24 protein-coding genes and 1 tRNA gene are annotated in these 25,288 nt (G+C 41.0%); 2 read left to right on the top strand and 23 right to left on the bottom strand.

Going from position 1 to position 25,288, the window contains the following annotated elements:
* Nucleotide 1 precedes the first annotated feature (1 nt).
* A complete protein-coding gene (fabG, locus tag KO473_RS21345; protein WP_005783025.1) occupies nucleotides 2–748 on the bottom strand; it encodes a 3-oxoacyl-[acyl-carrier-protein] reductase in 747 nt (248 codons plus the stop codon).
* Between the two features lie 12 nt (nucleotides 749–760).
* Nucleotides 761–1,357: a TetR/AcrR family transcriptional regulator gene (locus KO473_RS21340; RefSeq protein ID WP_005783024.1), complete on the bottom strand. Its 597-nt coding sequence runs from the start codon at nucleotides 1,355–1,357 to the stop codon at nucleotides 761–763.
* A 239-nt stretch (nucleotides 1,358–1,596) separates the two neighbouring features.
* On the opposite strand from KO473_RS21340, the gene KO473_RS21335 reads away from it, so the two are divergent.
* Both KO473_RS21335 and KO473_RS21330 read left to right on the top strand, forming a co-directional pair.
* A tRNA-Met gene (locus tag KO473_RS21335) sits at nucleotides 1,597–1,669 on the top strand.
* Nucleotides 1,670–1,804: 135 nt separating this feature from the next.
* Entirely contained in the window at nucleotides 1,805–2,971 is a 1,167-nt protein-coding gene (locus KO473_RS21330; RefSeq protein WP_216035178.1) for a site-specific integrase, read from the top strand.
* Between the two features lie 224 nt (nucleotides 2,972–3,195).
* Here KO473_RS21330 and KO473_RS21325 read toward each other — a convergent pair whose 3' ends face one another.
* The 21 genes from KO473_RS21325 to KO473_RS21225 form a co-directional block, all read right to left on the bottom strand.
* Nucleotides 3,196–3,801, bottom strand: a complete 606-nt coding sequence (locus tag KO473_RS21325; protein ID WP_032543747.1) for a hypothetical protein — start codon at nucleotides 3,799–3,801, stop codon at nucleotides 3,196–3,198.
* 16 nt (nucleotides 3,802–3,817) lie between these two features.
* Nucleotides 3,818–4,147, bottom strand: a complete 330-nt coding sequence (locus tag KO473_RS21320) for a hypothetical protein (RefSeq protein WP_005810966.1) — start codon at nucleotides 4,145–4,147, stop codon at nucleotides 3,818–3,820.
* A 9-nt stretch (nucleotides 4,148–4,156) separates the two neighbouring features.
* Nucleotides 4,157–5,296, bottom strand: a complete 1,140-nt coding sequence (locus KO473_RS21315; protein ID WP_252733295.1) for a hypothetical protein — start codon at nucleotides 5,294–5,296, stop codon at nucleotides 4,157–4,159.
* A 132-nt stretch (nucleotides 5,297–5,428) separates the two neighbouring features.
* Nucleotides 5,429–6,514, bottom strand: coding sequence for a hypothetical protein (locus KO473_RS21310; RefSeq protein ID WP_032543749.1), 1,086 nt, complete (start codon nucleotides 6,512–6,514; stop codon nucleotides 5,429–5,431).
* Entirely contained in the window at nucleotides 6,514–12,009 is a 5,496-nt protein-coding gene (locus tag KO473_RS21305; protein ID WP_252733294.1) for a tail fiber domain-containing protein, read from the bottom strand. The genes KO473_RS21310 and KO473_RS21305 overlap by 1 nt, the downstream gene beginning before the upstream one ends.
* A gap of 530 nt (nucleotides 12,010–12,539) precedes the next feature.
* Nucleotides 12,540–14,600, bottom strand: a complete 2,061-nt coding sequence (locus KO473_RS21300) for a hypothetical protein (protein WP_216035176.1) — start codon at nucleotides 14,598–14,600, stop codon at nucleotides 12,540–12,542.
* 10 nt (nucleotides 14,601–14,610) lie between these two features.
* Nucleotides 14,611–18,312: a hypothetical protein gene (locus tag KO473_RS21295; RefSeq protein WP_216035175.1), complete on the bottom strand. Its 3,702-nt coding sequence runs from the start codon at nucleotides 18,310–18,312 to the stop codon at nucleotides 14,611–14,613.
* A gap of 5 nt (nucleotides 18,313–18,317) precedes the next feature.
* A complete protein-coding gene (locus KO473_RS21290; RefSeq protein WP_216035174.1) occupies nucleotides 18,318–18,734 on the bottom strand; it encodes a hypothetical protein in 417 nt (138 codons plus the stop codon).
* A 135-nt stretch (nucleotides 18,735–18,869) separates the two neighbouring features.
* The gene (locus KO473_RS21285; protein WP_216035173.1) at nucleotides 18,870–19,142 is read right to left on the bottom strand and encodes a 5-formyltetrahydrofolate cyclo-ligase; all 273 of its coding nucleotides are present in this window, start codon (nucleotides 19,140–19,142) and stop codon (nucleotides 18,870–18,872) included.
* On the bottom strand, nucleotides 19,135–19,377 hold the full coding sequence (locus KO473_RS21280; protein WP_216035172.1) for a hypothetical protein: 243 nt from the start codon (nucleotides 19,375–19,377) through the stop codon (nucleotides 19,135–19,137). The genes KO473_RS21285 and KO473_RS21280 overlap by 8 nt, the downstream gene beginning before the upstream one ends.
* On the bottom strand, nucleotides 19,367–19,555 hold the full coding sequence (locus KO473_RS21275) for a hypothetical protein (protein WP_216035171.1): 189 nt from the start codon (nucleotides 19,553–19,555) through the stop codon (nucleotides 19,367–19,369). The genes KO473_RS21280 and KO473_RS21275 overlap by 11 nt, the downstream gene beginning before the upstream one ends.
* Nucleotides 19,552–19,920 (bottom strand): hypothetical protein, encoded by a 369-nt coding sequence (locus KO473_RS21270; RefSeq protein ID WP_216035170.1) that lies wholly within the window; start codon nucleotides 19,918–19,920, stop codon nucleotides 19,552–19,554. The genes KO473_RS21275 and KO473_RS21270 overlap by 4 nt, the downstream gene beginning before the upstream one ends.
* Nucleotides 19,917–20,108, bottom strand: coding sequence for a hypothetical protein (locus tag KO473_RS21265; protein ID WP_122200476.1), 192 nt, complete (start codon nucleotides 20,106–20,108; stop codon nucleotides 19,917–19,919). Before KO473_RS21265 ends, KO473_RS21270 begins: the two co-directional genes overlap by 4 nt.
* A 297-nt stretch (nucleotides 20,109–20,405) precedes the next feature.
* Nucleotides 20,406–21,482 (bottom strand): type I restriction endonuclease, encoded by a 1,077-nt coding sequence (locus KO473_RS21260; RefSeq protein ID WP_122200477.1) that lies wholly within the window; start codon nucleotides 21,480–21,482, stop codon nucleotides 20,406–20,408.
* 159 nt (nucleotides 21,483–21,641) lie between these two features.
* The gene (locus KO473_RS21255) at nucleotides 21,642–22,064 is read right to left on the bottom strand and encodes a hypothetical protein (protein WP_216035169.1); all 423 of its coding nucleotides are present in this window, start codon (nucleotides 22,062–22,064) and stop codon (nucleotides 21,642–21,644) included.
* A gap of 15 nt (nucleotides 22,065–22,079) precedes the next feature.
* A complete protein-coding gene (locus KO473_RS21250) occupies nucleotides 22,080–22,331 on the bottom strand; it encodes a hypothetical protein (protein WP_252733293.1) in 252 nt (83 codons plus the stop codon).
* A gap of 33 nt (nucleotides 22,332–22,364) precedes the next feature.
* Nucleotides 22,365–23,150: a DUF2971 domain-containing protein gene (locus tag KO473_RS21245; protein WP_216035168.1), complete on the bottom strand. Its 786-nt coding sequence runs from the start codon at nucleotides 23,148–23,150 to the stop codon at nucleotides 22,365–22,367.
* 170 nt (nucleotides 23,151–23,320) lie between these two features.
* Complete coding sequence (locus KO473_RS21240) at nucleotides 23,321–23,749, bottom strand: DUF5053 domain-containing protein (RefSeq protein ID WP_216035167.1); 429 nt, start codon at nucleotides 23,747–23,749, stop codon at nucleotides 23,321–23,323.
* Nucleotides 23,750–23,799: 50 nt separating this feature from the next.
* Nucleotides 23,800–23,982: a diguanylate cyclase gene (locus KO473_RS21235; RefSeq protein WP_216035166.1), complete on the bottom strand. Its 183-nt coding sequence runs from the start codon at nucleotides 23,980–23,982 to the stop codon at nucleotides 23,800–23,802.
* Between the two features lie 77 nt (nucleotides 23,983–24,059).
* Nucleotides 24,060–24,296, bottom strand: coding sequence for a hypothetical protein (locus KO473_RS21230; RefSeq protein ID WP_216035165.1), 237 nt, complete (start codon nucleotides 24,294–24,296; stop codon nucleotides 24,060–24,062).
* Nucleotides 24,296–25,240, bottom strand: a complete 945-nt coding sequence (locus tag KO473_RS21225; protein ID WP_216035164.1) for an amidoligase family protein — start codon at nucleotides 25,238–25,240, stop codon at nucleotides 24,296–24,298. The genes KO473_RS21230 and KO473_RS21225 overlap by 1 nt, the downstream gene beginning before the upstream one ends.
* Nucleotides 25,241–25,288 lie beyond the last annotated feature (48 nt).

The raw sequence follows: 25,288 nt of genomic DNA, 5'->3' as shown, positions 1-25,288 counted from the left end.
ATTACATATTCATACCACCATCAACCTGGATCACCTGTCCTGATACATAAGAAGACATATCAGAAGCAAGGAAAGTAGCCACATTGGCCACATCTTCAGGAGTACCGCCACGGCGCAATGGAATTTTCTTAGCCCATTCAGTTTTCACTTCTTCTGAAAGGCCAGCTGTCATATCAGTGATTATAAATCCGGGAGCAATGGCATTGGCACGAATACCACGAGAGCCAAGCTCCTGTGCGATAGATTTAGCCAAACCAATCATACCGGCTTTTGAAGCTGAATAGTTAGACTGTCCCGCATTACCATGAACTCCTACCACTGACGCCATGTTAATAATGCTTCCTGCTTTCTGACGCATCATAATCGGTGTACAAGCATGGACAAAGTTGAAAGCAGACTTCAGGTTTACGTTGATAACCATATCCCACTGCTGTTCACTCATACGCATCATCAATCCGTCACGAGTAATGCCTGCATTGTTAACCAGAATATCAATACGTCCAAAATCTTTATGAATCTCTTCTACCACCTTTGCAGTATCTTCAAAATTGGCAGCATTCGAAGCATATCCTTTAGCTTTTACACCCATTGCCTCGATTTCTCTCGCTGTGTTCTGTGCATTTTCGTCGATAACAAGATCTGTAAATGCGATATTTGCTCCTTCAGAAGCGAACTTCAAAGCAATAGCTTTACCAATACCACGAGCCGCACCGGTCACAATGGCTGTTTTTCCATCTAATAATCCCATACTAAATTTAAATTATTGATTAATTTTTGTTCTATGTAGTGCACCAAACACGATGTTGGCAACATATCTTTTTCGGGTTTCCATATCCAGGTTCGCCCCGATATGTCCTCGAATATATGGCACCTCGATGCCTTTTACGCAGTAATGTACCAACGCAGCGGTCATTTCCACATCGTCTATATGGAACACCCCTTTGTCTTGTCCTTCCTTCAGCACACTTTTGAAAAGTTGCATTTCTTTTGCATCAAACCTTTTGCGGACTTTCTCCACCCGCCAAATATCTCTGAAGAAGTTGGCACGGAGTGTTCCGTTACGATAAACCACCTCTTTTACTGCATCCAGTCGCGTGTAGATCATCTCTATAATTTTTTTATCAGGAGAGATATCTTTATCTGCCACACGCTTCATCATATCCGACAGAATATCCAGTTCAGACTCTACAACAGCCAAATAGATTTCATCCTTACTTTTAAAATAGGTATAGAGCGTACGCCTACCCTTTTTAGAAGCAAGAGCGATATCATTCATTGTAGTATTCTCCACGCCCATCTTGGCGAAAAGCTGACGGGCAACGTCTACTAACTTGGCTTTTGTTTTTGATACGGTCATAGGTTAATTGCACATTGCTGAATTATTTGTGCAAAAGTAATTCTTTTCTTTCGTCCACACAAGAAAATAAATAAATTATTAACAATTGTACCTGAAAGCACTATGAAAAAAAGTAAAACAGGTCATCGCTGATTTCCAGCAACATAGCATAAAAACAACATTTTTATCGAAAAATAAATATCGAAATATTTGGTAGTTCAAATAAAAGCCGTACCTTTGCACTCACAAAACAGAAACATCGCGGAGTGGAGCAGTTGGTAGCTCGTTGGGCTCATAACCCAAAGGTCGTCTGTTCGAGTCAGGCCTCCGCAACTAAATAAAAGGTAAATGACTGTAAAATAGTTATTTGCCTTTCTTTTTTAAAGATAGGTCGGACAAATGTCGGACTAAAAAAATAATAGAGAATTAACCGCTTACATTCTTCTCAATCGAAAGAATGTAAAAAAAATGTGCCCTAAAACAAGAAAAGGAGCTTCCTTACACGAAGTTATCAACTACACGTTACCCAAGTTACACACAGGAAAAAATTGGTATGTCGATTTTCTATGCTACGACCCGGTAGCAGGTAAAATGCGACGCAAAAAGTACATGCTTGATTCTATAAAATCACAATCAGCACGCAAAAAACAAGCTGCCGAAATTATAACCAACTGTACCAATCGTCTCCGATCAGGATGGAATCCATGGGCTGAAGCATCAAACTCACGCCAATATGCCGAGTTCTATAAAGTATGCGAACTCTACCGTAAATACCTTAATAAATTGACCAGCACTTCAGCACTGAAAGCAAAAACAAACATTGACTATCAATCGCGACTAAACATGTTAATGGATTACAATTCCAGCTTAGCCATACCTATTATATATATCTACCAATTCAATCAAGCATACATTAGTGACTTCCTCGATTACATATTATTGGATCGAGATGCATCCCCCCGGACCCGTAACAACTACCGAGTATGGGCTTCAGCATTTTGCAGTTGGCTAATTGAGAAACAATATTTAGAAAATAATCCGGTGGAAAAGATTAAGAGTTTAGCAGAAGAAATAAAATTCCGATCAGCCTTAAGCAAAGAGGACCTGCTTCGAATGAAGGATTACCTTGAAGAAACAAACAAATTCTATTTACTCGCATGTAGAATGGAGTATTACACTTTTATACGCCCCGATGAACTAACAAACATTCGCCTACAGGATATCAATATCAAAGAGCAGCGAGTATTCATTGCATCATCGATATCAAAGAACCGTAGAGATGGAATGGTAGGACTTAACGACGAACTAATAAAACTGATGATTGAGCTTGGTACATTTGATAATCCTTCCCACTATTTTTTGTTTGGTCGAGATTTTAAACCAGCGGAGAAGAAAGCAGATGCCAGAATTTTCCGAGAATACTTTGCCAAGATACGAGCCCTTTTAAGCTTTCCGAAGAATTATCAATTTTATTCATTAAAGGATTCTGGAATCCGCGACCTGGCCAACGCTGAAGGAATTGTTATTGCAAGAGATCAAGCACGACATTCAGACATATCGACTACCAACCAATATCTGAAAGGTAATAACTTAGCTGTGCATGAGGAAACCAAGCATTTCAATGGTTCCATCTAAAATCTACATGGAAATATTGTACATGCTATTATTTATAAACTACTGTCCTACCGTCCTACATAACAAGCAAGATCGTTTTTCAACTTTTTTTCGATCTAATTGTTATATTAGTATAAATCTTAAATACGCATTACCAACTATACGGTATGAGTATAAACCAATTATCCATTCCTCTTTCATACCGTACATTCCGCCCAGCCTGAGAAGGTTGGGCGGAATTACATTTACCCTACCAATTCTTCATACAGTACCTCCATAAGATCGGCACTTTTCATTGATCCGGGAAAGATCATATTCTTACCGTTATAGGGCATACACAGGTCAAGATTATAGCTCTCAGCGGTATTGACATTCAGAATTTCATCGAACTCTTTCTGAGTGAATTTCTTTTCTTCCATCTCCACCTCTTCATCCAACTTCTCAGATTTGAAGTTAGTGACCTCTTCCATATACTTGTTGAAAATTGGCATGAAAGCTTCATGCTTGTCGTATTCCTCTTGGGTGAGAGCAGATTTTAGCATTTCAGGAGTAAGGTTACGAATGTCCTTATCTCCACGAGCCTTGTTTTCCAGTTCGTCGATTTCCTGAAGTTGTTTATCATAACCTTCCGGCTTCAGTCCTTCACGGGCTTCTTTTACATCCTCTTCAAACTGTTTGCGAAATTTGCCGTAATAAATACGGGTCATCATCACTTTAGATTTGAGCTCTGCCGGCAGTTCCTTATCTTTATAAGCAAGAAGAACGGCTTTCAGGATAGATGCCTTCTTAATTGCATCACTGAGTTTCACTTTCACGATTTTCTTTTCTGTTTTTGTTTCTTGATTTTCCATTGATTCTGTTTTAATGTTATTCTACGATAGTGTTAAATATCATACCGGATACGGCCTGTTCAACAGCTTTCTCAAATTCGATGCCGGCTGTCAGAGCCTGGTCCCGTTCCGGTTCATTCTCCTCAGATGGATTGACCATATCGTTCAGTCCACGGGTAACCGTAAAGGAATACTTGAAAGGTGCCATAGCGTTCGAATCTGTTTTTTGTACGGAAGCGTCAATGCGCTTGATCCGTTTACTGTCGTTATAGACTTCGACCGTTCCGGATACTTTAAATCCGTTGATCTCTTTCTCCACTTTCATTGAAGTGGTTACATTGCTGATTTTTGTTTCTTGATTTTCCATTATTCTAATTTATTTGGCTCTAAAGAAGATAGAGCCGGATTGATAATTGTCTCCTAAGTATCTCGCTGTATAGTTTACATAGTTATTTTGAGAAGTCTGTACACGAGTAAATGATTGAGAGTTGAATGTATACGACTCTCCCTGTGACAGCATTTCTCCAATCGGAGCAGGAGATAAAGACTCACCCATACCACCGAGGAAAGCACCAATCGGATCAGACTCAAGGAATACTGAGAATCGGGCTTTCTCCCATGCTCCTTTAATAGACGTAAATGTACATTCCAAATGATATTCATTCGCAAAGTCATTAACGACCTTATAATCAAATTTAAAGCTGTTCGGTACAGGCTTGGCAAGGGTCTTGACCATGTAAGCTGTCTCTAAAGGACCCTGATTCATTGAAAACAGAGTCACATTTATACTACTGTAAGACTGCTCTGAAGCTTCAGCGTAGGAAGCAACCATATAAACATCCACTTTACCGTCCGGCCAATTCGGAACATCCAGTACCACTGCATATTCTTGTTGCTGCATCTCCATAACGGACCTGTTCAGTGTACGGAATCGAAGTTCTCCGTTTGCCTGATGCCTTACCACCACACCCATATAAGCCCTGCTGATATCAGCTATACTATTAATTGATATCTCAGCATTCTGCCTTAGCAGGATGGAGCATCTGAATTGCGAATTGGGATACAGGCCGGGGTCCGGATGCATCGAAAACAGGTGTGGGGCTTTAGGATTATAGCCTGCATAATCTGAAATTCTCAACGGACTGCCGCTACCGCCGGGAAAATCCCATGACCAAGGAGACATGGGGGAACCCACAGCCGGAAGAGAGCCGGTCGGAGGAAGGATGATACCGAAATTCCCATTATCAGCTTTCCACCACGCATCGGCATCCGTTACAAACTGTTTGTTGAATTTAACGGGCTTCTTCAAAGAGAAGATGTTCACATTCGCCCGAACCCCAAAATAATCGCTTGAGTTATCCCCGACGCTGCCACCGTTTGCGTTCAGGGTATCACGAACATCAAGATTCGTGAAACGGTCAGGAATAACATTATAAACAGCCATCCTCACCTCCTTTCCGAAGGAAAGTAACACTGCCAGACAAAGCGATATCGCCAGTTTCACCGTTATAGACATAATCACCTTCAATTAGTTTTTCATACTCAAAATCCTCTTTCTTTTGTTGTAAGAAGATTTTACCCCCCCCCCATTTTGTAACCATATTTTACAATAAGGTTACCTTCAATAAATAGTTTTACTCTTTCCATATCATTCAAATCTAAAATAGCATGTAAAATGATAATAATCATTAGCAGGAAGGGCCGGAACATCCGGCATAGAGACCGGTGTTCTGAAGTTGACGGACTCACCTGCCATCCAGTCGTTTCCTAAGCGTGTCGGTGTAGTGGAAGATGTTATGCTTTGTGCTTTCTCGGCAACAGTAACACCGTCACTTGCACGGGTCGCAACGACTTTTACCGACTTTAAATAGTAATTATTGTCCAGTCTGCTTATTAAGCGGCCCTCTTGAAAGAGACTTCCGGAGTTGATAATCGCCGTACCGATTAAAGATATCTTTCTCGCTTCGATAATGCTGAGTCCAAGGATGCCGAACGAGTAAACATCGGCATGCGGGGTGACGATATCAACGGTCGATTCATCAAAGCCGTCCTCTGCATTCAAGCTGTAATAGGATTGTGTCGTTTCACCCTGCCAGGATGGAACCTGCGATGTACAGATGAATACCTTTATCCTGACTCCCGTCTTATCTGATTTCAAGAGCTCGCAATCGGATATGTTCAGAGTTACCCCTCCATTGAAGATTGTAACCGAAAGCGTTTTAATAAGCGTCCGGGCTCCGTATGTGACAGCACATCCCAAATATGAATTAGATGGGAATATATCGGCCGGGACAACATTGTATGTTGAATCAAGTGATTTCAGCATCAACTTCACAACAGTGGCACTGCCGGAGGCAAGGATAAGTCCGGAGGGAAGCATGGTAGTGAATGGTACGGTAGCTTCCGGATTGTATCCGGCAAAATCACCGACACGCAGGTTGTACGATCCCTGAACAGGTATATCATAGGTGTAAGTTCCGGTCAGTAGCGCAATATCCGCTGCATGGGGGACATTGATACCGTAGTTTCCGGAATCGGCACGGAACCAGTTCGGGTCCTCCGTATTAAACATGATATTTCTTTTCACCGGTTTACGTTTGCTCCACATGTTAATGCGTGCAGCAGCAGAGAAATAGTTAAGCGAGTTATCGCCCACACTTCCACCATAAGCGTTCAGGGTATCGCGGATATCCAGGTTAGTAAACCGCTCAGGGATTCGATTATATACCGCCATTAAGCAGCCCTCCTTTCTAATTGTTCAATTCTGTTTCTCAATTTGATATTTTCCTTTTCCAAAGCATCCATTCTCAACTCCGTGTCCGACTTCCATTCATAGTCTGAAAGGAGATGATCCCGGAGGAACCGGGCTGCATGTACTGCGTATACATAAGCGCATACAGCATAGTCCATCGTTTTAAAGTTACTTGTCTCATGGGTCAGTTCCGGAAGGATCTGCTCGGTGTACTGAGCATAACCACCCACATGGAGAAGCCCGTCACGATCTCTCTTCTTGCTGTTCCAGCGGTAGTAGATAGTGGGTGAGTCTGCGATCTGATCCAATTGCAGGGTTACTTCACCCAGATAGGTTTTATAACGTGAGTCGGAACCCCAGGTTGAATAACCGGAGACATAGTGGTTACCGGTGAAACTCCAGTTACCGCCGCCATAGTCCATGATATAGGATTTTCCAGAACTGGAATTGGTTGAGGTTGATGTTCCCCACCACCAGTACATGTGATCATTGGAGTGTACACCGATACCAAAGGTATTGTCAGAAGCCCTCACTTCTATCCCTCCATGGTCTGACCTGCCCTGGAATACAGCATACACATTAAAACCTGATGCGCCTGAGCCGCCATAGATACCACTTACAGCAAGACCGCCATTAGTACTCAGGTGACCACCGGCATAAATCCTGCCACTTGCGTTAATACCTCCGGCGGTATGGATGGCATCGGAAGAGGTGCTGCCTACATAGAACTGTTTACCATTATAGACACGTACCCAGGTCGAATCTGTCATGTGAATGCCACCGCCATAGGATTCGCAATAGAATCCGTTACTTCCGCCGGCCCTGACCCAACCGGCAGAATATATATCAGAGGTAGTGCTAATCCTTCCGTTTGCATTTAAGGTACTGCAAGTCCAGGCAGCAGAAGAATGGTTTGAATTATAGCCGGTCCATATGTGGTACATTGTGCCATAACTCGTAGCGTGATATTTTTGACTGCTTATATAAATAAGAGGAGCACCGCCCCTTGAGAAATGCAAAGCACACATATCCGGGACATCAGTACCCCCATATCCATTAATCCATAAAGTATCGCCCCAATATGAATCAGGATTAACGCCTGTCATAGCTACTTTGACCCCCATACTATTATTGAAATAGGTTTGAGGATTCGCCTGTTGTCCGCCGACATAGTTCGGAAGTATAAATGTGGCAGATGCAGAATTACCCATAAAGTGATTACCCCATATATAATTCCATTTACTTGCACTTCTGCCTAAATCATAAGTGTTGTCTGAATAAGGAGATATAGTGCCGGATATATTAATAGTATTATCAATATAATACGGTCTGTTAGCATTGTTCGTTATATGAACATAGCTTGTATTTTGACTACCTATTCTTATCTCGCAACCATTAACATTACTGTATAACCAGCCTCCATTGGCATAAAAAGAACCTGCGCTGACAGTACCGCCGGTACTCCCTCCTTGAACTGCAAATGTCCAACCTCCTGCACCATCAAGCCTAAGACTTCCGGCATATACTCCCGGCTGATGGAAACCAATACCAGGCTTAACTGTATTAGCTGTTCCATTTCCATTAACCATAAGACCCAAGCCATTATAGTCGTTGTTGCTTGCTTCTCTGAATGTTACATTATGAAAACGGGCATCAGTATAGCCCCAGTTACCAACATCCTTATTATTAGAATAACATCTAATTCTTCCATCTTCTATCTGATGTAAACCGGAATCATTGTCCCCAATAGCAAGTGAAATACTTGGTGCATCTCCACTTTTTCTATTAACAAATAGTTTACCATCACTATCCATAGTCATTTTAATACCAGCATCTGAATACCACCAATCAAATGACCATTGATTCCTAATACCAGCGCCTACTGTCCAAACAGGTTTATCCCCTGTAGGGTTGACGTTATTATAATATCCAATAGAACATTCTGAACCACTTCTATTAACTACAGCAAATTTGCCATAAGAACTTCCACTATATCTAACAAATACTCCTTCATTATTATTTGCTCCAGGTCTAATTTCATAATTACCTGCTTGTCCTGCTAAACCAGCAGTAGTACCAGATAAACCAGTATCGACTATTCTACCATTAGTATTATATCTTGTAAATGCCCAAGCGTTGTCTTTAGCTTTAATCTCTAAACCTTTATTAGCAGATGTAAATAATCCACAAGGTGTACTGGTATTATATAATATAATATCACTTCCAAGTTCAACAATAGAATTTTTTATTTCAGCGTTAAATACTTCTCCACTCTGAGAATTGAAATACTTGACATAAAACGGTAATCCTGTAGAACTTATATCATATATAAGAGTTTTGATATTATCTAAACTTGCTGCTCCTGTCCATTTAAGACCACAATATTTAACTCCACCATAAGTAAAAGTACATAGTTTAGGAGCATCTTCATCTGTAGATACTCCAAATCCATTATATATAACTCCTGCATAAACATTAGTAGTACTATATTTCTTCATAACACTAAAGTTTACAGAGCCATTGCCATATATACCATTTCCTCTTCTGTAAAACATGGTACCGCTTGCATAATTATATTCAGAATCAGCAGGACTAAGTTTACATAAAGCAACTACCCACCACCCATAGTCTGAATATATATTTTGTCCCTCAAAGTAAGGAGTTGCAACTTTATTACAATCTTCGAGAAAAGCTATACCTTTCCAATCAGTAGCCCAAGAAGAACCTTTGCCATCTCTATAATATAATCTATTATTAGTGTTATCTGTTGAAGAAGGGCCAACAAGTTCCCAGGTAGCATAACCTTCTCCCCAACCTTTCACATGAATACCTGACCACCAGTTAGAGGATGGCATGCCGGACATATGAAATAAGCCACTAATATTATAATTATCATAAGAGGTTGGAAGTATTGTGTCATTTCTTCTATCAATAACTCTTAAGTAATTAGATTTACTTGAATACTGAATACTGTTTTGGTCACCACCATACGCTAATGCATAAAGGTTGGAATCCACACTACCATTGGCCTTGAGAAATTGTGATGCGGTTCCATTAGGTGTTTTCTGATATAAATCAGGCAGTGTGATGACTCCGTTAGCCGCTTCATAGAGTGTGCCGTTCAACATAATGTTGCCACCACCGATACTTCCACCGCCACCGATAACGGAAAGTTTGCCACCTTCTTTCGACAGAGTGGCCGGGTCGTAAGGTAGCAGGTCGAGAAGGGTCGGAGCAGTATAATCGCCCACCGCATTCCAGGTTGTGCTACCTGTGATTAACAGGTTACCATCCAGTTTCCAGACTTTATGTGTCGGATCGTAATCGAGCAGGCCACCGTTTACTTTCAGTCCGCCGGTGAAATTCTTTTCACCGGTAATCTCCTGAGCACCGGCAAGGGTGACGAAGGTATTCAAACGATTCTGCAAACCATTGATTTTGCTAATCTCTAAAGTGGGGATATCAGAGGCTATCAACCCTGATGCGGACGTTGCGCGACCATAAGCGTCAACGGTGAGTTTAGTGTATGTACCGGCCTTTATTCCGGAAGGAGAAAGGGACAAGGTACGATCCGCAGACAAATCACCACCCCCGGAAAGACCGGTGCCGGCAATAATGCTACGGGTTTTATCCGCTTTGACAGATAGAGCAGTAGCAAGGGTATCCGTTTCGGAGAATCCGGCCAGGAACGCTTCAAGTTCCTTCCATTTGTTGATTGTCGAGTCGGTATCTGATCCGGTGAGAAAGGTAAGCAGGGTATTGGCTATCTCTGTAACATTGCGATATCCTTCCGTAGTTGGAAGACCGGCTCCTTTCAGGGCATTAAGGTTCGTATTTACAAAGTTCTCTGTTGCATATCCGGCAAGAGCTGTACCCAGATGTGATTTGTCGATCTGTTGAGAACCACTTTTCAAGAGTGCGGTCCACATGGCGGATTCGTCGAAGCTTGAACCGGCACTGCCGATTACTGACAGCCGGCCGCCCTCTTTTGACAGGGTAGCCGGATCATAAGGCAACAGATCAAGAAGGGTCGGAGCTGTGTATGTTCCATTGTCCCAGCCGAAAGTGATGTTACCTGAGATCAGCATATTACCGTTCAGTTTCCAAACTCTTTCGGTCGGATCGTAATCGAGCAGGCCACCGTTTACTTTCAGTCCGCCGGTGAAATCTTTTTCACCGGTAATCTCCTGGGCACCGGCAAGGGTTACAAAGTTCTCTCTGACGAAGGTCTCCGTAGCGTAGCCGGTAAGAGCGGAGGAAGTGATATAGCCTTTATCTGTGACAAATTTCTCTGTCGCATATCCGGCAAGAGCACCGGACAAATGTGACTTGTCGATCTGCTGAACACCTTCTTTACCGAGGATACCCCACATGGCCAATTCATCGAAGTCAGAACCTCCACCTCCTAACACAGTAATTACCCCATCCTTCCAGCCCAAAGTCTGCTGATCCAAAGGAATCTCTTCAAACATGGAAGGAAGATAAGGAGTATCACCATGCCCAAAAACAGCATACCTTTCAAGTACAAGTGGATAATTCGTATGCAAGTACTCTTGTCCATCAGGAGATCTTTTCTTCGTGAAGTAGGAGTCAGGAACTTCTTCCTTAGTAAGAAACCTATTATCAGCTTCCAAGGCAGAGTAAGCATTTTCTTCAGTTGGAGGAGTCTTATCATTCCTTCTTATTAAGTATATCTGCTTACTCCAAGCAGCATTGTATTTTGCGTAAATTCTATTTGAAATATATTCTTCCAAAGCACCTGCTGTGGTAGTATTCCATTCTTCTGAATAAGGTTGCTGGACAGGAAATAGTGCCCCCTCAGTTAGTGATAAGCGAGAAAATTCAACAAGTCGAGGGGGCACCGTAAAAGAACCGACTTCGGGTACTGTAATATTAAGTACTTCAGTAGGAATATCAGTTCTGGGAAGATTCAATAATGGACGAGCGTCTGCATAACGATAAGTAAACGTGTAATGACTCGGAAGTTCTCGGTCAGTATAAGTAACATTACTTTCTACGACAACTATGCGTCGCAAAGCAGAACCTGAATAAATATACTTCACCTCAGAAGGAAAGAAATCAAGTAACCACTGCCGTTCTTTCCGATTAAGATGCCCTGTATTTTTTTGAAATTTCCGCTCTGTGTCTACCCGATACTCAAAAGCTATATCTTCAACTTCCGCAATATTATGTGTGTGTTCACCTATAAAATCAGTTGTACCATAAGCACGAAAAGTATCAATTCCTCCAAGTGAGTTTTCGAATAGAATCCATTGCTCTTGCTCCGAGCGCATATCGGATGCATAATACCGTTGTATATATGTTAAACGCTCTGAAGAGTTGTTTTCTATCCAAACATCATAATAGGCAGGTAGTTTATGCCCCAACCGACCTGCAACTATCGCATATTGCAATGGAATAGTATAGGCATTACCGGAAGCAAAGGTGTATAGTTCAAGATCTTGCTGTGAGATCATATTTCCAGAGCTATCAGTAAAATAGGCACGGAGTTTTGCTTTGCAAGGGAGGATTGCATAGTAAGTAAGAAATTCCGGGGAATAATATGTAACTGGCTTAACCGAAGGTTGCCAAGAAAGGAAGTTTTGTGTGAGAAAATTAGAAGTGGTATCCGTAAGCCTATCGACTCCAGCACGAACAACACGAAAATTGACCTCTGTACCATCAATAACAGCTGTAAAGGTGGCCGCTAAAGAAGGTTGGACATAAACCGTTGAAGACTCTTGAAGCAAGAAAGAAAGACGGGCATGAACAATATCACGAATATCAATAGTAATATACCCATCCTGTCCAGGAGCATAACGATGTGATAATATCTCCTCAGAGCCTTGTCTTAACGTAAATAAGACCGGGCTTGCTGAATTTATACGAAACGGAGCAATATTACCACTCAAAGAAAGCACATCAGGTTGTTGAAGAATCGTCATAGCAAATATTTTATGTAACAAAAATAAGAGTGAGAAACAAAAATGAAAAGGACAAAAAATTCTCAAGTCGGACGAGAATGATCCGAGTCAGGAGTTGAATATAATACAGGAGTAAGATACCAGTCAACTTTATAATATACTTTAGAATTCGAACCTCGCTCTACGTAATAGTGTGCATATTCCCGATGATAATAATTACCTCCTTGATTATATTGCACCTCAGTTGGCGGCATTGGATAAATAGCAGGAAGAGGGGATGCTCCCCGAGGATCGAACTGTCCAATTTGAACAGGAGAATCATTATACTCCTGCTCTGTAATAATCGTAGTCGAACGAAGAATCTTCCATTTATACGTCTTATTCTCAACAAGAATATCTGACTCAGAAACAGCACTTTGGACAGGCTCATATAAGTGTGTAGTAAGAAACTCGGACTCTACCGGAGCATTATCCCCTCCCAAATGATAGCAGAGCTTATTGACAAGAAGTTCCTGCCCCTGAAGGAGAACTTTATGATGAGCATTTATACGATTTTTCAGAGAATCAGATAAAAGAAGTTCCGCCTTAACAGGCATCAACGAATTACGTAGTAAATCATCCAATGTCCTATAAAAGCGTTCAAATATTCCATCAGGTCCAGGATACAATAAGGAATATTTCCATTTACCATTATTGGTATGATTTGTCCCCTTACAAGATTCTCCATCCTTACAAACAAATACGAGAATAGGTGCTTGTCCGTCATCTGATGTCGTAATAGGAGTTTGAGGCTCTCCTTCATCGTTGGCAGCAGGAAGTCTTAGTGTAGAATTCAGACAGCGCCCGTCTCCAATATAGGGTGCCAAAGTACCACGCTCCACTCCCCTACGATAGTCCTGAGCAGTAATATCATCATATGCACCGTAAACAATAGAATAGGCACAATCCGGACAAGTAATTTCTTTAGTCTTTAAACTACCTCCGATGTAATAAGGGATCGTAGCAGATGCAACCTTCTGCAGAATTCTATCAGTACTGTCATATCCCCATCTGTAAAAAGCGCCATCATCCGGATCATAAAATGCTTCCGGATACTTAGCCTTCAAATCAATTATAGAATCAAATGAGTCTCCATCCTGAATGACCTTCTCAGAAGAGAGTTTTATCTGTTTATACTCAGGTACATCAACTATTGGATACGCCGTAAGCATAGAACTAAGATCGTACTCTGCTTTGGAGGACATGATTTCATTAAAGAGTTCAATACTTACTGTCATATTCGATTCATCCGATACAAATTCACAGCAAAACTTCTTTCGATACACATTCAGAATTGTACTACACAGACAATCAGGAACTAAGTGAGCAAGCAAGATTGAACCATTCACCAAAGAATCAATCGTATTATTTACAAAGACCATATCTTTGAACGGCTCAGTTCGAGTGAAAAAATTCTCTTGGAGAGTATACCCAAAATACGACATGATGCGCTGAAGAAGATAAGAGGAACGAATAAAAGGAGTCATATAATAACCCGGTTCCAACTTAACAGGACTGTTATTAACTGTCTCAGAACGTGGAAATTCATTATAAAAGCCCAAAACTCCGGATGTAGAAGTCACTACTTTTCCATTTACATCCATGTAGTTCATCCGGTTACAAAATCGACGCTGCCCATCGAGTTCAACCAAGATAGGAAAAATAGCAAAATGCGGATTAGAGTTATCAAGTAGTGACTTACAAAATGAAATCCCTTGAGTGACAGTCGATACCCCTGGTATTGTCTCAGTTCCAAACACTTCTGCCAAAGAAGTCTTCGATATCCTGGACAGAAAGGATCCCTCGTTCATGTAAAAGGAGGTGGATATACTCTTTTTTCGTTGAGCACCTAAAATAGCCTGTCTACAAGGCATAAAATACTCTCCATCCTGAATAGTCGCCTGAATGTTAGCAAAAGGTTTCTTGCGATTGGCAAGCATGTCAGAGTAACCGGTAAGTTTACGGTTAAGATCTGTATCCGGTAAATCTAAAGGAAATGTCTGCTCACCATACTCATTAAAGAACAGATTAGGACGTTCAACTTTAAGTTGTGTACCAGAAGTTAGCTGATAGGCCAGACCAGAGGCCGTATTAATAATTTTCATATTCTAAAAGTTAATCGTTTTTTGAACCAATGGAACGAGAGCGTTCAAGAAGCGCCCGCTTCTTATCAATCTCGGAAAGAACAATTGGAGCAGACACTCCATTTTCTTCAATTGAGATAACAGCCATGGCCAATCTCCGCATTAATTCAGGTGGAAGGGTAACACCAATATCCGGATTAGAGTTATCAGGAGGAACCGAAAGCGACTTATCGACAGATCCACCCGAGGAGCAACCGGCCATCCGTGCCCGAATCACCTGATTAAGATCAAGTGTACGGATAGTACCGGCTTGCTGGGCCTGATCGAGTAGATTGAGTATAGGAGCAACCGTGGGATTCTCGACTGCAGCATTACTTGCCACCCACTCCCGAGACTGACCGACCGGTCCCTCTCCTACTATTACCGTGGGACGATCTATGAAGCCTCGGGCATCAGGATCGTAATCAGCACCCGGAAAGAGTTTACCATCCTGGGCACGACGGACATCAATTTTACCACCTTCCTGGCGACCAGTTGCAACGCGAGCTCCACCCTTACTGGAGGAAGAGGATCCGGATAAGGTCATGTTCTTAACCTTCTGACGTTCGGCATTGGCAGATGCTATCTGAGCTGCACCGGTAACCCCCATCAGGGCAGCAGCTATCGCACCGGCAATGGGACCAAGATCGGCAAAGGCTTTCATTATAGAGACCGAGGTATCCGCAATGATCTGAGAGACTTTAATAGCAAAGTTGATATCGGCATACTTCTTCTGGATGTCGAGCTTCTTCTGAGCTTTCTCTTTCTCGAGACGCTCCACTTCCTTTGAATTGCCCTGAGCTGCTTCGATTTCAGCATCGTACTGAGCATCGACATTATCCATTTCTGCTTGCTGAAGTGCCTGGACCGCCCCGGAGAAGAGATTGTAGTAGTAGTCGAATTGTTTCTTAAATGAATCACGCTTCAGATTCTGAATAGCCTTCTGATATTCTTCTTCTTCCAGATAACCCTGTTCGTGGGCACTCTTCAATTGGGCAAGTTCGGCATCGAAACGCTCCTGCTGAGTGGAAATGCCATACTGATCACGAATTGCCTGGATACGTACCTGGTGATCCATTTCCAGTTGTTCCGAAGCCCGATAGTAAGACTTATCAAGTTCTGTAGTATCAAGGTGGTTCTTTTCGGCCATCTCCTTACGAGCCTGGTAAGTGGCATCAAGCACTTTTTTCTGAGCTTCAAAGTCCTCGTCAACAGTGGTCAGCTTAAACTGAGACTTGAAGTCTTTAACCAGGTCATCAAGTTTCTGTTGTTGAGCTGCACGAGCATTGGCAGCATTCTGATCAGCGGTCATCACCGCTTCATTTGCCTTCTTGACAGCATCGGCTTTGAGTTGGCCATTCTTCAGTTCCAGGTCATTGACATCGCTGAGATAACGCTGCTCGATAGCTAACCGGGTTTCAGTACTGGCAACATCGAGAGAAGATATAAGCATATCATATTGCTCTTTCGACAGCTTCTTCTCGGACAGAGCTTTGGTATAATAGAGCTTGTAAGCATCAGTAGTCTCTTTTTCCCTGGTTAGATCATCAGAGCGGAGTTTCTCAATAGAAGCAATGGCCTGCTTCTCCATATTAACCTCGATATCCAACAGTTTAGATTTGGCAGTAACGATCTGGTTCTGGTATTCAGCCTGTTTAGAAGACTTCTTCTCGTTCTTTTTAAATTTTTCGAGAACTGCGATACGCTTCTCGTAGTATTCCTGATCTGATTTTAATATGGCCAGGTTAATTTCACTTTCTGCCTGTTGCTTCTCTTGACCGGCTAACCGGATCTGGTTGATTTCAGCATTGTGAGTTGACTCGAGGTTCTTGAGGGCGACTGCGTTCGGATCTGACTTGTCTTCTGTAACATTGACTTTAGGAAAGCGGGCATCGTAAACCTCTTGGGCTATTTCCCTATATTGGTCGGCGGCATTCTTTTCGTCTTTGAGCCAGGCTGACAGCATGGATTTATTCATTTTCGTAAAGCGCTGCTTAGCGTCTGCCATATCTTTTTGTTGTTGAACAGCATCTTCCAAAGTTTGCCCATTTATTTTTTTCAGTTTTTCTTCAACTCCTAAAATAAGATCACCGTACTTTTCCAAATCAGCGTCTATCTGCGCTACTGTTTCAACACTTTTATCAATGTAAGATGTATAGCCACCAAACATACCATTGCTTTGCAAAACAGTCTTCCCACCTTGAGCATGCTGCTTCTGCAAATCTTCATATATTCTCTTATAATCTTCTTTTTGCTTCTCTAATTCAGAAATAGCTTTCTTATTTTCGAACAGTAACAAAGCCTTCTGCTTCTTAAGGAACTCGTCTACCTTATCTCCGGAAAGAGCAATTGCATGACCATAGTCGTCAAAAGCAGACGCCGCCCCTGGAATTAAAGATGTTATTTGAGATATAATATTAGCCAACTCCTTTTGTTCTGCATTATTTAGATCTGTCTTTGAACGCAAATCCTCATAACGGAGCATCAATTGTGGTACAGTGGATTCCAACTTGACTAACTGATCCAAATGATTTTCATATACCTCTGTATGCGAAGTAAATAGTTTATCAATCGTAGAGAAGAAATCAATTCCCCTACGTAAAAGTCCCTTATAGAAAGGTTCCAGCTTTTTACCGATCCGGTTAAGAATAGAATCCACCGTATCACCAAAATTAGACTGCAAGCCCTCCAGCTCTTGCATTTGTACGGCCATGGAACCGGCCACACCTTCTAATTGTCCCAATGAAAGCAAGTAGTCCTTAATAGCCTGCTCTGAATTTTTCACCTCTGTAGTCACCCCACGAAAAGTGAACTTAGTAGTTTCACCACTTTTGGCTGCTTTTATGCCAAACTCTTTCAGCCGTTCGTTTTCACCGGTCATAGCGTCAAGAATAGCTTCAATTAACTGATCCACGCTTTTACCTTGAGATGCAGCAAGATCCCCCATGTTAGTGAGTTCGTCATTGGTAGGTTTGATACCACGATTAACAAGTTTGATATAAGCCTCAGTCCATTCTTTTAAAGAAGCAGGAGTATCGGCAGCCAATTGCTGTAACATCTTCATCGACCGGGCAGCCTTCTCTTGTGATTGAAAAGTATTACGTAGGACCGCTTCATATTTTGCAAACTCTTTACGAGTACTGTAAACTGCAGAATTCAGTTGAACAAGATATCCCACGAGTTTTACAGCAATAAAGCCCTTTATTGCCATTTTCCACTTAGAAAGCATAGATCCGGCCGAACCGAACTCCGAGCTAATATTTTTACCTTTATTTTTGAGATCATCCATGCGCCGTCGAACTGAACCAAGCTGATTGCTTAGTTCCGCATAAGCTTCCGGATTAGCGGCCTCAGACATATCTTCAAGTTCAGCGGTGAGTTCCTTAGCTATTTTCTTTAATTGACGCATTGACATAGCATTGACATCAATTTGCCGAGTGAGCCGACTAATTTTATCATTATTCTTAGAAATCTGTTCGGTGTAAGACTTAACTTCCTTCTTTAAACGACGATATTCATCAGTGTTCTTTTTCCCTTGAGCTTCAAGTTCAACCATCGTTTTCCGACGCTCCCGTTCTTCCTTTTTGAGTTCCTTTGTTTCTTGGGTTAACGCATGAATTTCTTTTTGAGCTGTCGACGAATCAGCTGATACAATATATTTTATTTCGTCTTCTGATAAATGTTTCTTAGCCATGGGAATTAACTGTTAGATGTTTCATATTGAAGTGCCTGCTCCAGTTCCTGGCGGATAGAGCTCCGGATCTCGTCATTGAAACCGTATCGGAGTTGCGGAAAAGTCTCGTGATAAAGAACTCCCCAGATAGCACGATTGTAGAGAGCCAGGTTACTGCGAATGTGACGAGAGATACGATCGGAACCACGACGATAATTAATATCAAGGAAACGAAGGTATGGGAAGATACGAATGAAAAACTCTTCCCTGGAATCGGACTCAGTAAAACTAAAAGGCCGTCGGCTGAGATGTGCTTTGAGCTGTCCGGATTGAGTTTTCAGGTTGGCCTGGACAACATTTTCCTGAATGGCGTAAATTTGGTTTATACCTTTGGAAATGGTGTCACGAATAAAACGTTTTCTGATTAAATCGTCAGTAATCATAGTGCGCTGAAGTTATTTTTCAGCGAATGTAGGAAGGGAATGCAAGGAAGGAAAGGACACAAAAAAGCCGGGAACTACCGACCGGCTAATCTTTTGTGTAACAGAACTCAAACGATGGTAGTTCCCAGGCTTCTTCTATTTATTACTACGTTCCTGAAGCATCCAGCGAAAATCGCATCCGGATGCCCCCGGACGGTTTTGGAACTTAAAGCCGGCAGCAGTCATTGCCTGGAAGAGTTGCTCCTTCGTAATATCGGCAGATGGATCCAGACGTTTGATAGCGGTATAAACTTCATCGGTAGAGAACCAATGGGTGGTATGACGAGCGTCTGGAGCAGGACGATAGGTTGCTTGCAATCCAGCAATATAGATGCTGATATTGGTGATTTTCTGTTCTTGATTATCCATGATTAATAGGTTTTTTAAAAGATGATATATGTTGTGCAAGATAACGAAGGTTACGTACAATACGGAGACAATCCTTATCTGAATCTAAAACGGCTGGAATATCTTCGGCGATGACGATATCTATAACCTCGTTAATTTGCTTCACTGTTTCATCAACATAGTTTTCTTGCTGAAGAAACTTAATGGTTTGAATGGCTTCGGGAGTTATAATTGCTCCATCAACATTAGTGTTCATGGTCAGCCTCCTTTTCTTTTTTAAGTGCACCCTGTAATAGAAATACCACTTCTTCAGATTCTTCACGATTGAACGCTACAATTTCGTTTCCATCAATTTTGATTAAAAATGATTCAGATTTACCATTGATCCGATAGGTTTCAATCTTATCGACAGCTAATTCCTTGCCTGAAGTCATGATTGACCTCCTTTCAGACTATCAAGTAAAATGGTCTCCTTAGAATTATCTTCTGAAAATGCGTATGTGCTTTTTACGACGCAATAATTGAGATTAAATACAGTATCAGGACATCCACACGACATTACCCTCGCAGAGATGCAACCGGAAATCTTACTGTTATCACCACTGAAAATGATTGGTTTAAGTTTAGGATGTTCAGCATTAATTTCATTTACCTTAGCTTCAATTTCCATTTTCAAGGCATCGAGAGAACATTCATCCAGGATAAGAACGTGTTCGAACCGCCGGATCCAGTCAACGAGTTTCTTCCAAGCCCGGTTTTTAGGTGAGATGGTGGAAAGACTGTTTGTAAAGTACATCATGACTGACCTCCTTTCTGCATGGAAATGGTTAAATACTGACCTCGAGCGAGGCGGATGGAGGTGGTACCGTCATTGGAACGGTTAACGAAAAACTCGCTACCTTCTTGAGATAGCATACCTGAAAGCTCACTTAAGAACGTTTGGAGTTTAGATACCGGAACTTTGCCGGATTGCTTTTTTGTTTTCATCCTTACTGATTGTTTAGCATTTTAGCTGAGAACCGCTCAACCATCGAGACGCAGAAACGGCTGCCATCTCCCGTGTCGCTAAACAATCAGTAAGATTACTCCAAGAGCAAAATTACAGGGGAAAGGCAGCCGCCAATATTTAAATCCGGGCATAAAAAAAGCCCATCGTTATTCGTTGAGCGTCTTACACCGCCCTTGGTGATTAATCATCACTGATTGTTTAGCACTGCAAATATGGAAAGAATATTTGAGAATACAAAAAGAAAAGCGGAGTTTTTTAAACCCCGCTCAAGAAATTCATTTTCCATCATATACATTAATAATATCTGCCAATTCTTTAGAGAAATTATATATATCATTTAACGAAGTGATTTCATGTTTAGTCTCTTTTTTATTTTCATCAAACGTAGAGATATATTTTTTTGAGATACCATTAAAATACATACGGCAAATAGGTTTTCGGTTGTTATCATCCAACAAGATAGCGAAGTACGTTTGTGCATCTCTATAAACGATCCTTGATATATCAACTAAAGGTCGCAGAATAGATTTAACTACTAAATAACTTTCTATTTCTTCTTCTGTAGTAACTATTTTGTCATCTTTGCTCTCCACCGTAGATGGCTCAGTCTCAGAATGCATTTCTTGCTGTTCTTGAGCTACCTCAGTTTTAAGAGCAGATTTTAAACGGTCGGATATAAGATCATTAATATAAGTACTTATTGACTTTTTTGTAAGCATAGTAAACTGTTCAAGCAGTTTAGACGTGATCATTCCATCATAAACCTGCTTTGCGAAGAATTTTACAAAATCAGCAGATGGATTCGCAAATTCATTCGCAATAATAGCTTTCAGTTCCCCAGTATACTTCAACTCACTGGCAGAACTTAATACATTTTCTACGTCAAAATAAGATTTGTGAAACTTCTTCAATTCTTCAATCTGAGCATCCTTTATGTCTGTTATATCAACCTCAAGGAAAGGTTTACTATCCATCTTATTAGGTTCTATTAAATCGGTATAAAAACGGTAGATTATACCATTTGTCAATAGTCCAAACTTTGCTTCTGAAACATTAAAGTATCGAATCAATTGATTATCATGCAAGCTAAGATCTTGTGCCCAATGCTTACATTCAATCAGCAATATTGGCGTTCCATCCTTCATAACAGCATAATCAATCTTCTCACCTTTCTTCATCGCAATATCACAAGTCATTTCAGGAACGACTTCCAAAGGGTTAAACACATCGTAACCAAGTGCATTTATAAAAGGCATAATAAATGCATTTTTAGTAGCTTCTTCTGTTTGTATACTATCTTTGAGTTTTAAAACTCTATCAGATAGTTGCTTAATACTGTCTTTAAAATCCATAGTATGAGATAATTAAAAATCCTCTGCCAGCGTGCGCCCACTGGAAGTTACTCCAGAATCTGATTAAATGCAGATTACACGCTGGCAGAAGACCTAAACAAAACTTTTATTGGGCAATGCAATATGGGAATAATATCTGAAAAGGCAAAAAGAATATGACTATTTTTCCATATCATTCCAATTAGATAGTTCTTTTGCTTGATTATCCAAAGACTGAAACAATTCTTCGTCAATACTTTCTTTCACAAGTGTCCGGAAAGTCTTTAGATATTTTATATACTCCTTAGCCTTATACTTAGTTGGAATATCTTTTTTAATTATTGTCCCCCTAATCTGGCGTATTTGCTGATTTATGATATCAACAAAAGCAAGATTGTAACTCCGAGCATCAGAGGTTCTGATGTATTTTGACTTCAATTCTTCTGAGTGGTTTTTATCTAAATCTGCGTGCAAAACACGCAACCGATCCTTCATTTCCCTTGCAGCCTGAAGTAAGGTTCTTCTCCAATCCAATAATATTGTTATATCGGTTTGTTTGAGTACATCATCCGATGTTATATTTAAAATTTTGTTTTCAACCATATCATAAACAAGCAATTAGTAGTAAAGGTCGTCACTTCCTTTTTCATCTCTCACCCTTTCTTTGCGTTTTTTTTCCTTTTTAGATTGATCATCTTTAAAATCTCTACGAGTATATATACCAGAATCCATCTCAGTATCTCCACCGAGTTCCTTATTTAACAAGTAATGATAAACATTTTGTTTGGACACACTGGAATTCTCTGTTACCACGTATGCTTGCTCAAATCGCCACCCAAACTGAGACATATAATTGAGAGCATCAACCATAGAAACTAACTTTTCTCTATACACTACGTTCAGTTATCTTTCATCTACCCAATTAAGCTGATAATCTTTAGCAATCACAACAGAGCTCAATTTTACATTCTCATATTTATATTGTCTTAAACGTTGTTTTAGGGACTTTTTATTTTCTTCTGTACAACAACAGCCGAAAGCTATTTCAATTAATGAGGCTTTATTAAACTTAATAAGCCCCGCTTGAGTATGACTTTTAATAACCCTAATTTCTTGTTCAGATTCCCAACACTTGCCCTTCGTTGTGTATTGTTTTAGAATATGATCCTCGGCTGCTGAAAAGCGATAAGAAACACTTTTTTCTTGATAATCAACTGGATATACACTATGAAAGAATTTTACATCTTTCGTTATATCAAACTTGAGACATACCCCTCTATTATTATCAGAGTAATGAGCCCACATTGGTACGTTATCACCAGTTTTGGAAAAACAAGAAATAGCTATACTACGATCACACTTTCTAAAAAAATAATCTGATAACTTTTGCATTTCATCACTATCTGATCTTTTCTTATTTATCACTATTTCCTTCTGCGAGTCAGACAAGCTATGTAATTTAAAATAATCTATAATCCAATCATCTGGAAAATCATATTCAATATAAGCTTTACCATCAAAAGGGTCATTAAAATCCGTACTATTACTAAACTTAATTGAATCATTCGCTAATACTTGAAAAATAGAACGACAACTCATATATTTATACACGTATCGAGGTATAACTTCCTTTGCTATCTCATCCATAATAGCTTGCCTCCTCTTTTCTAAAATCACAGGTGTTTCCATCTTCCTACATCTTGATAATAAAACAATAATCGACTCCAAAGTTAAGCATTAATTCATCTTACAGTATAAAAACTACACTAAAAAGAATCACATACAAAAAAGGAGCTTCCAACTCGTGAAAGCTCCTTTGCTTTTGAAAGAAGATATTAGAATACCTTCTCCCACTGTCATCAAGGTCTCGCGATCGACCGAGAAGTATCGTTCAGCCTGGCTCCAAGTTCTGAAAGAGCCGAGGATAATGTGTTCAATTCATCGGAAGTAAATCCGACCGGCTTTCCATTCACCATATTGCCATTGATGCGTTGGTACAGCCACTGGCGCGTTTTTCCAAAATAATGTTTTGCAATGTAGGATATTGAAACAAAGTCCTGCACTTTCTCCAGTTCCTTCTTTACAGAAACGATTTTAATTACATCTTCAGCTTCGGCAATAGCTTGCTTTGCTCCAGCTTGGAAAGCTGCTGCAAAAGCCTTTTTATCTTCCGGAGACAAAGCACTGACGAAGGCTTTGAAACGCTTCTGATGATCAGCACGTTTTTCTGGTGTATCAGCAACCAGATAGTCCGCTTTCCATTTCTCTAATTCCTTTTGTACATCCATACGACCTAATATTTTAAAAGTGAAATGAAAGAGTAACCCCCTTTCGAGGGTTACCTTTCATTCAGCTTGTTTCTTGCATCAATTAAATCATCTAAGGTTTCATTGATACTTTCCTCAAGCTCCTCCTCTGTCGCAAATCCTTCTGCGAGGATTGCGTCAGAGTTGAGGGAAAAGAAGCTAAGATCTTTCTTTGCAGCTTCAATCCGAGCCTTTAGCTCTTCTTCATCAGTCATTTAAAGATCGCGATTCTTTCTGACACCACAAAGATAATAACCTTTTGGTTATTACACAAGTTTTCTGGAACTTTTTTTTAATCTATTTCTGAAATAAATCCAGCCTGAAGCAAATCGGATAAAAAGTGCTCGGAAGAATCAGCACGTACGGTGTTCCCAGACTGGTCATGGTATCGATCGGCAAAATGATACATATACTCCTGGTCGGTACACTCGGAGTCAAAACGGCTACTCTGACGGAGTTTGGTAACAAAATCGGTGGCGCAGGTGGCGGTAATTGTACCGCCGTCCTGCAATGTGTAGGTCTTATTCATTATCTGCTAAGTTTTTTTGTTCTAAGTTTGAAATACGTTTTTTGATCGCCGGTCAGGAAAGGCAAATTTGCCAAGGCCGTTCCGGTTGCGATATTGGTCTGCTGAGCAAAGGTAATCATGTTGGCGATAAAGCGTATCCAATTTTCCATTTTTATGAAATTTGTCGTACCTCCATGCTGGCGAAACTCAACCGTGCGGTGGCGTGAGTAGGACTCAAGGTTCAGTTTGTGGTAGCGGTCACCTCCGAAAGCGTTCTGTAAATCTCTAAGGCTGCCGGCATCCTGAATCCGCTGTTCTGTTATGGATTGTAGCCCTCTGCAATAGTGGTTATTGCGTCGAGATGGAGGCATAAAAGCGTCAATTATACGTTCAACTCTCCGGTAGGTAAGTATAAGGTTCTTCCAGGTGCTAAGGGTAAAGTTGGCAGCGTCCATATGGATGTGAAGCCCGCAGGAGTCGTTTACCTTTATCTCGCAATAGTCAAGCACCCAGCAAACTTTCTGTAGCTCCCGAAGGCCAGCCTCTCCCTCAAGTATCGGGCTTACAAGTTCAAAAGTATTCGATCCCGAAAGGCTGCCGTCTGTTACCAGTTTCCAATGATTGCGGGTATCGTGGTTGTATCCCTCGACTGCTACGCTTATGCCGGCTTCCCTAAGTTCTCGAGCGAGGCGTTCGCGGGTGCAGTTATAGGCTTCAATCTCAACTCCGAAGCGACGGTTGAAAGTATAATCAATCTCCGGAAGGTTATTTGGTACTACTTGGTTGCCAGGCTGGAAGGTTCCGGCTTCAATCATCCGCTTGTAGACGTTTTGAACAAAACCGTAGTTTCCGTTGGTTACCAGGTCGGCAACCTGGCGGCGAGTTAAGCCTAAAAGAAGCAATTGCTGTATCTTGCTTGTCTTCGTTATTCTTTGGTTAAGAATGTTGGTAATCTGCTCGTTCATAATGCTTTATCCTTTATTATTATACAGCTAAGATAACACTATAAGTGC

The organism is Bacteroides sp. HF-4919, assembly GCF_018860125.1.
The sequence above is the reverse complement of the archived record's forward strand: the minus strand, read 5'-3'. Positions and strand labels throughout refer to the sequence as shown.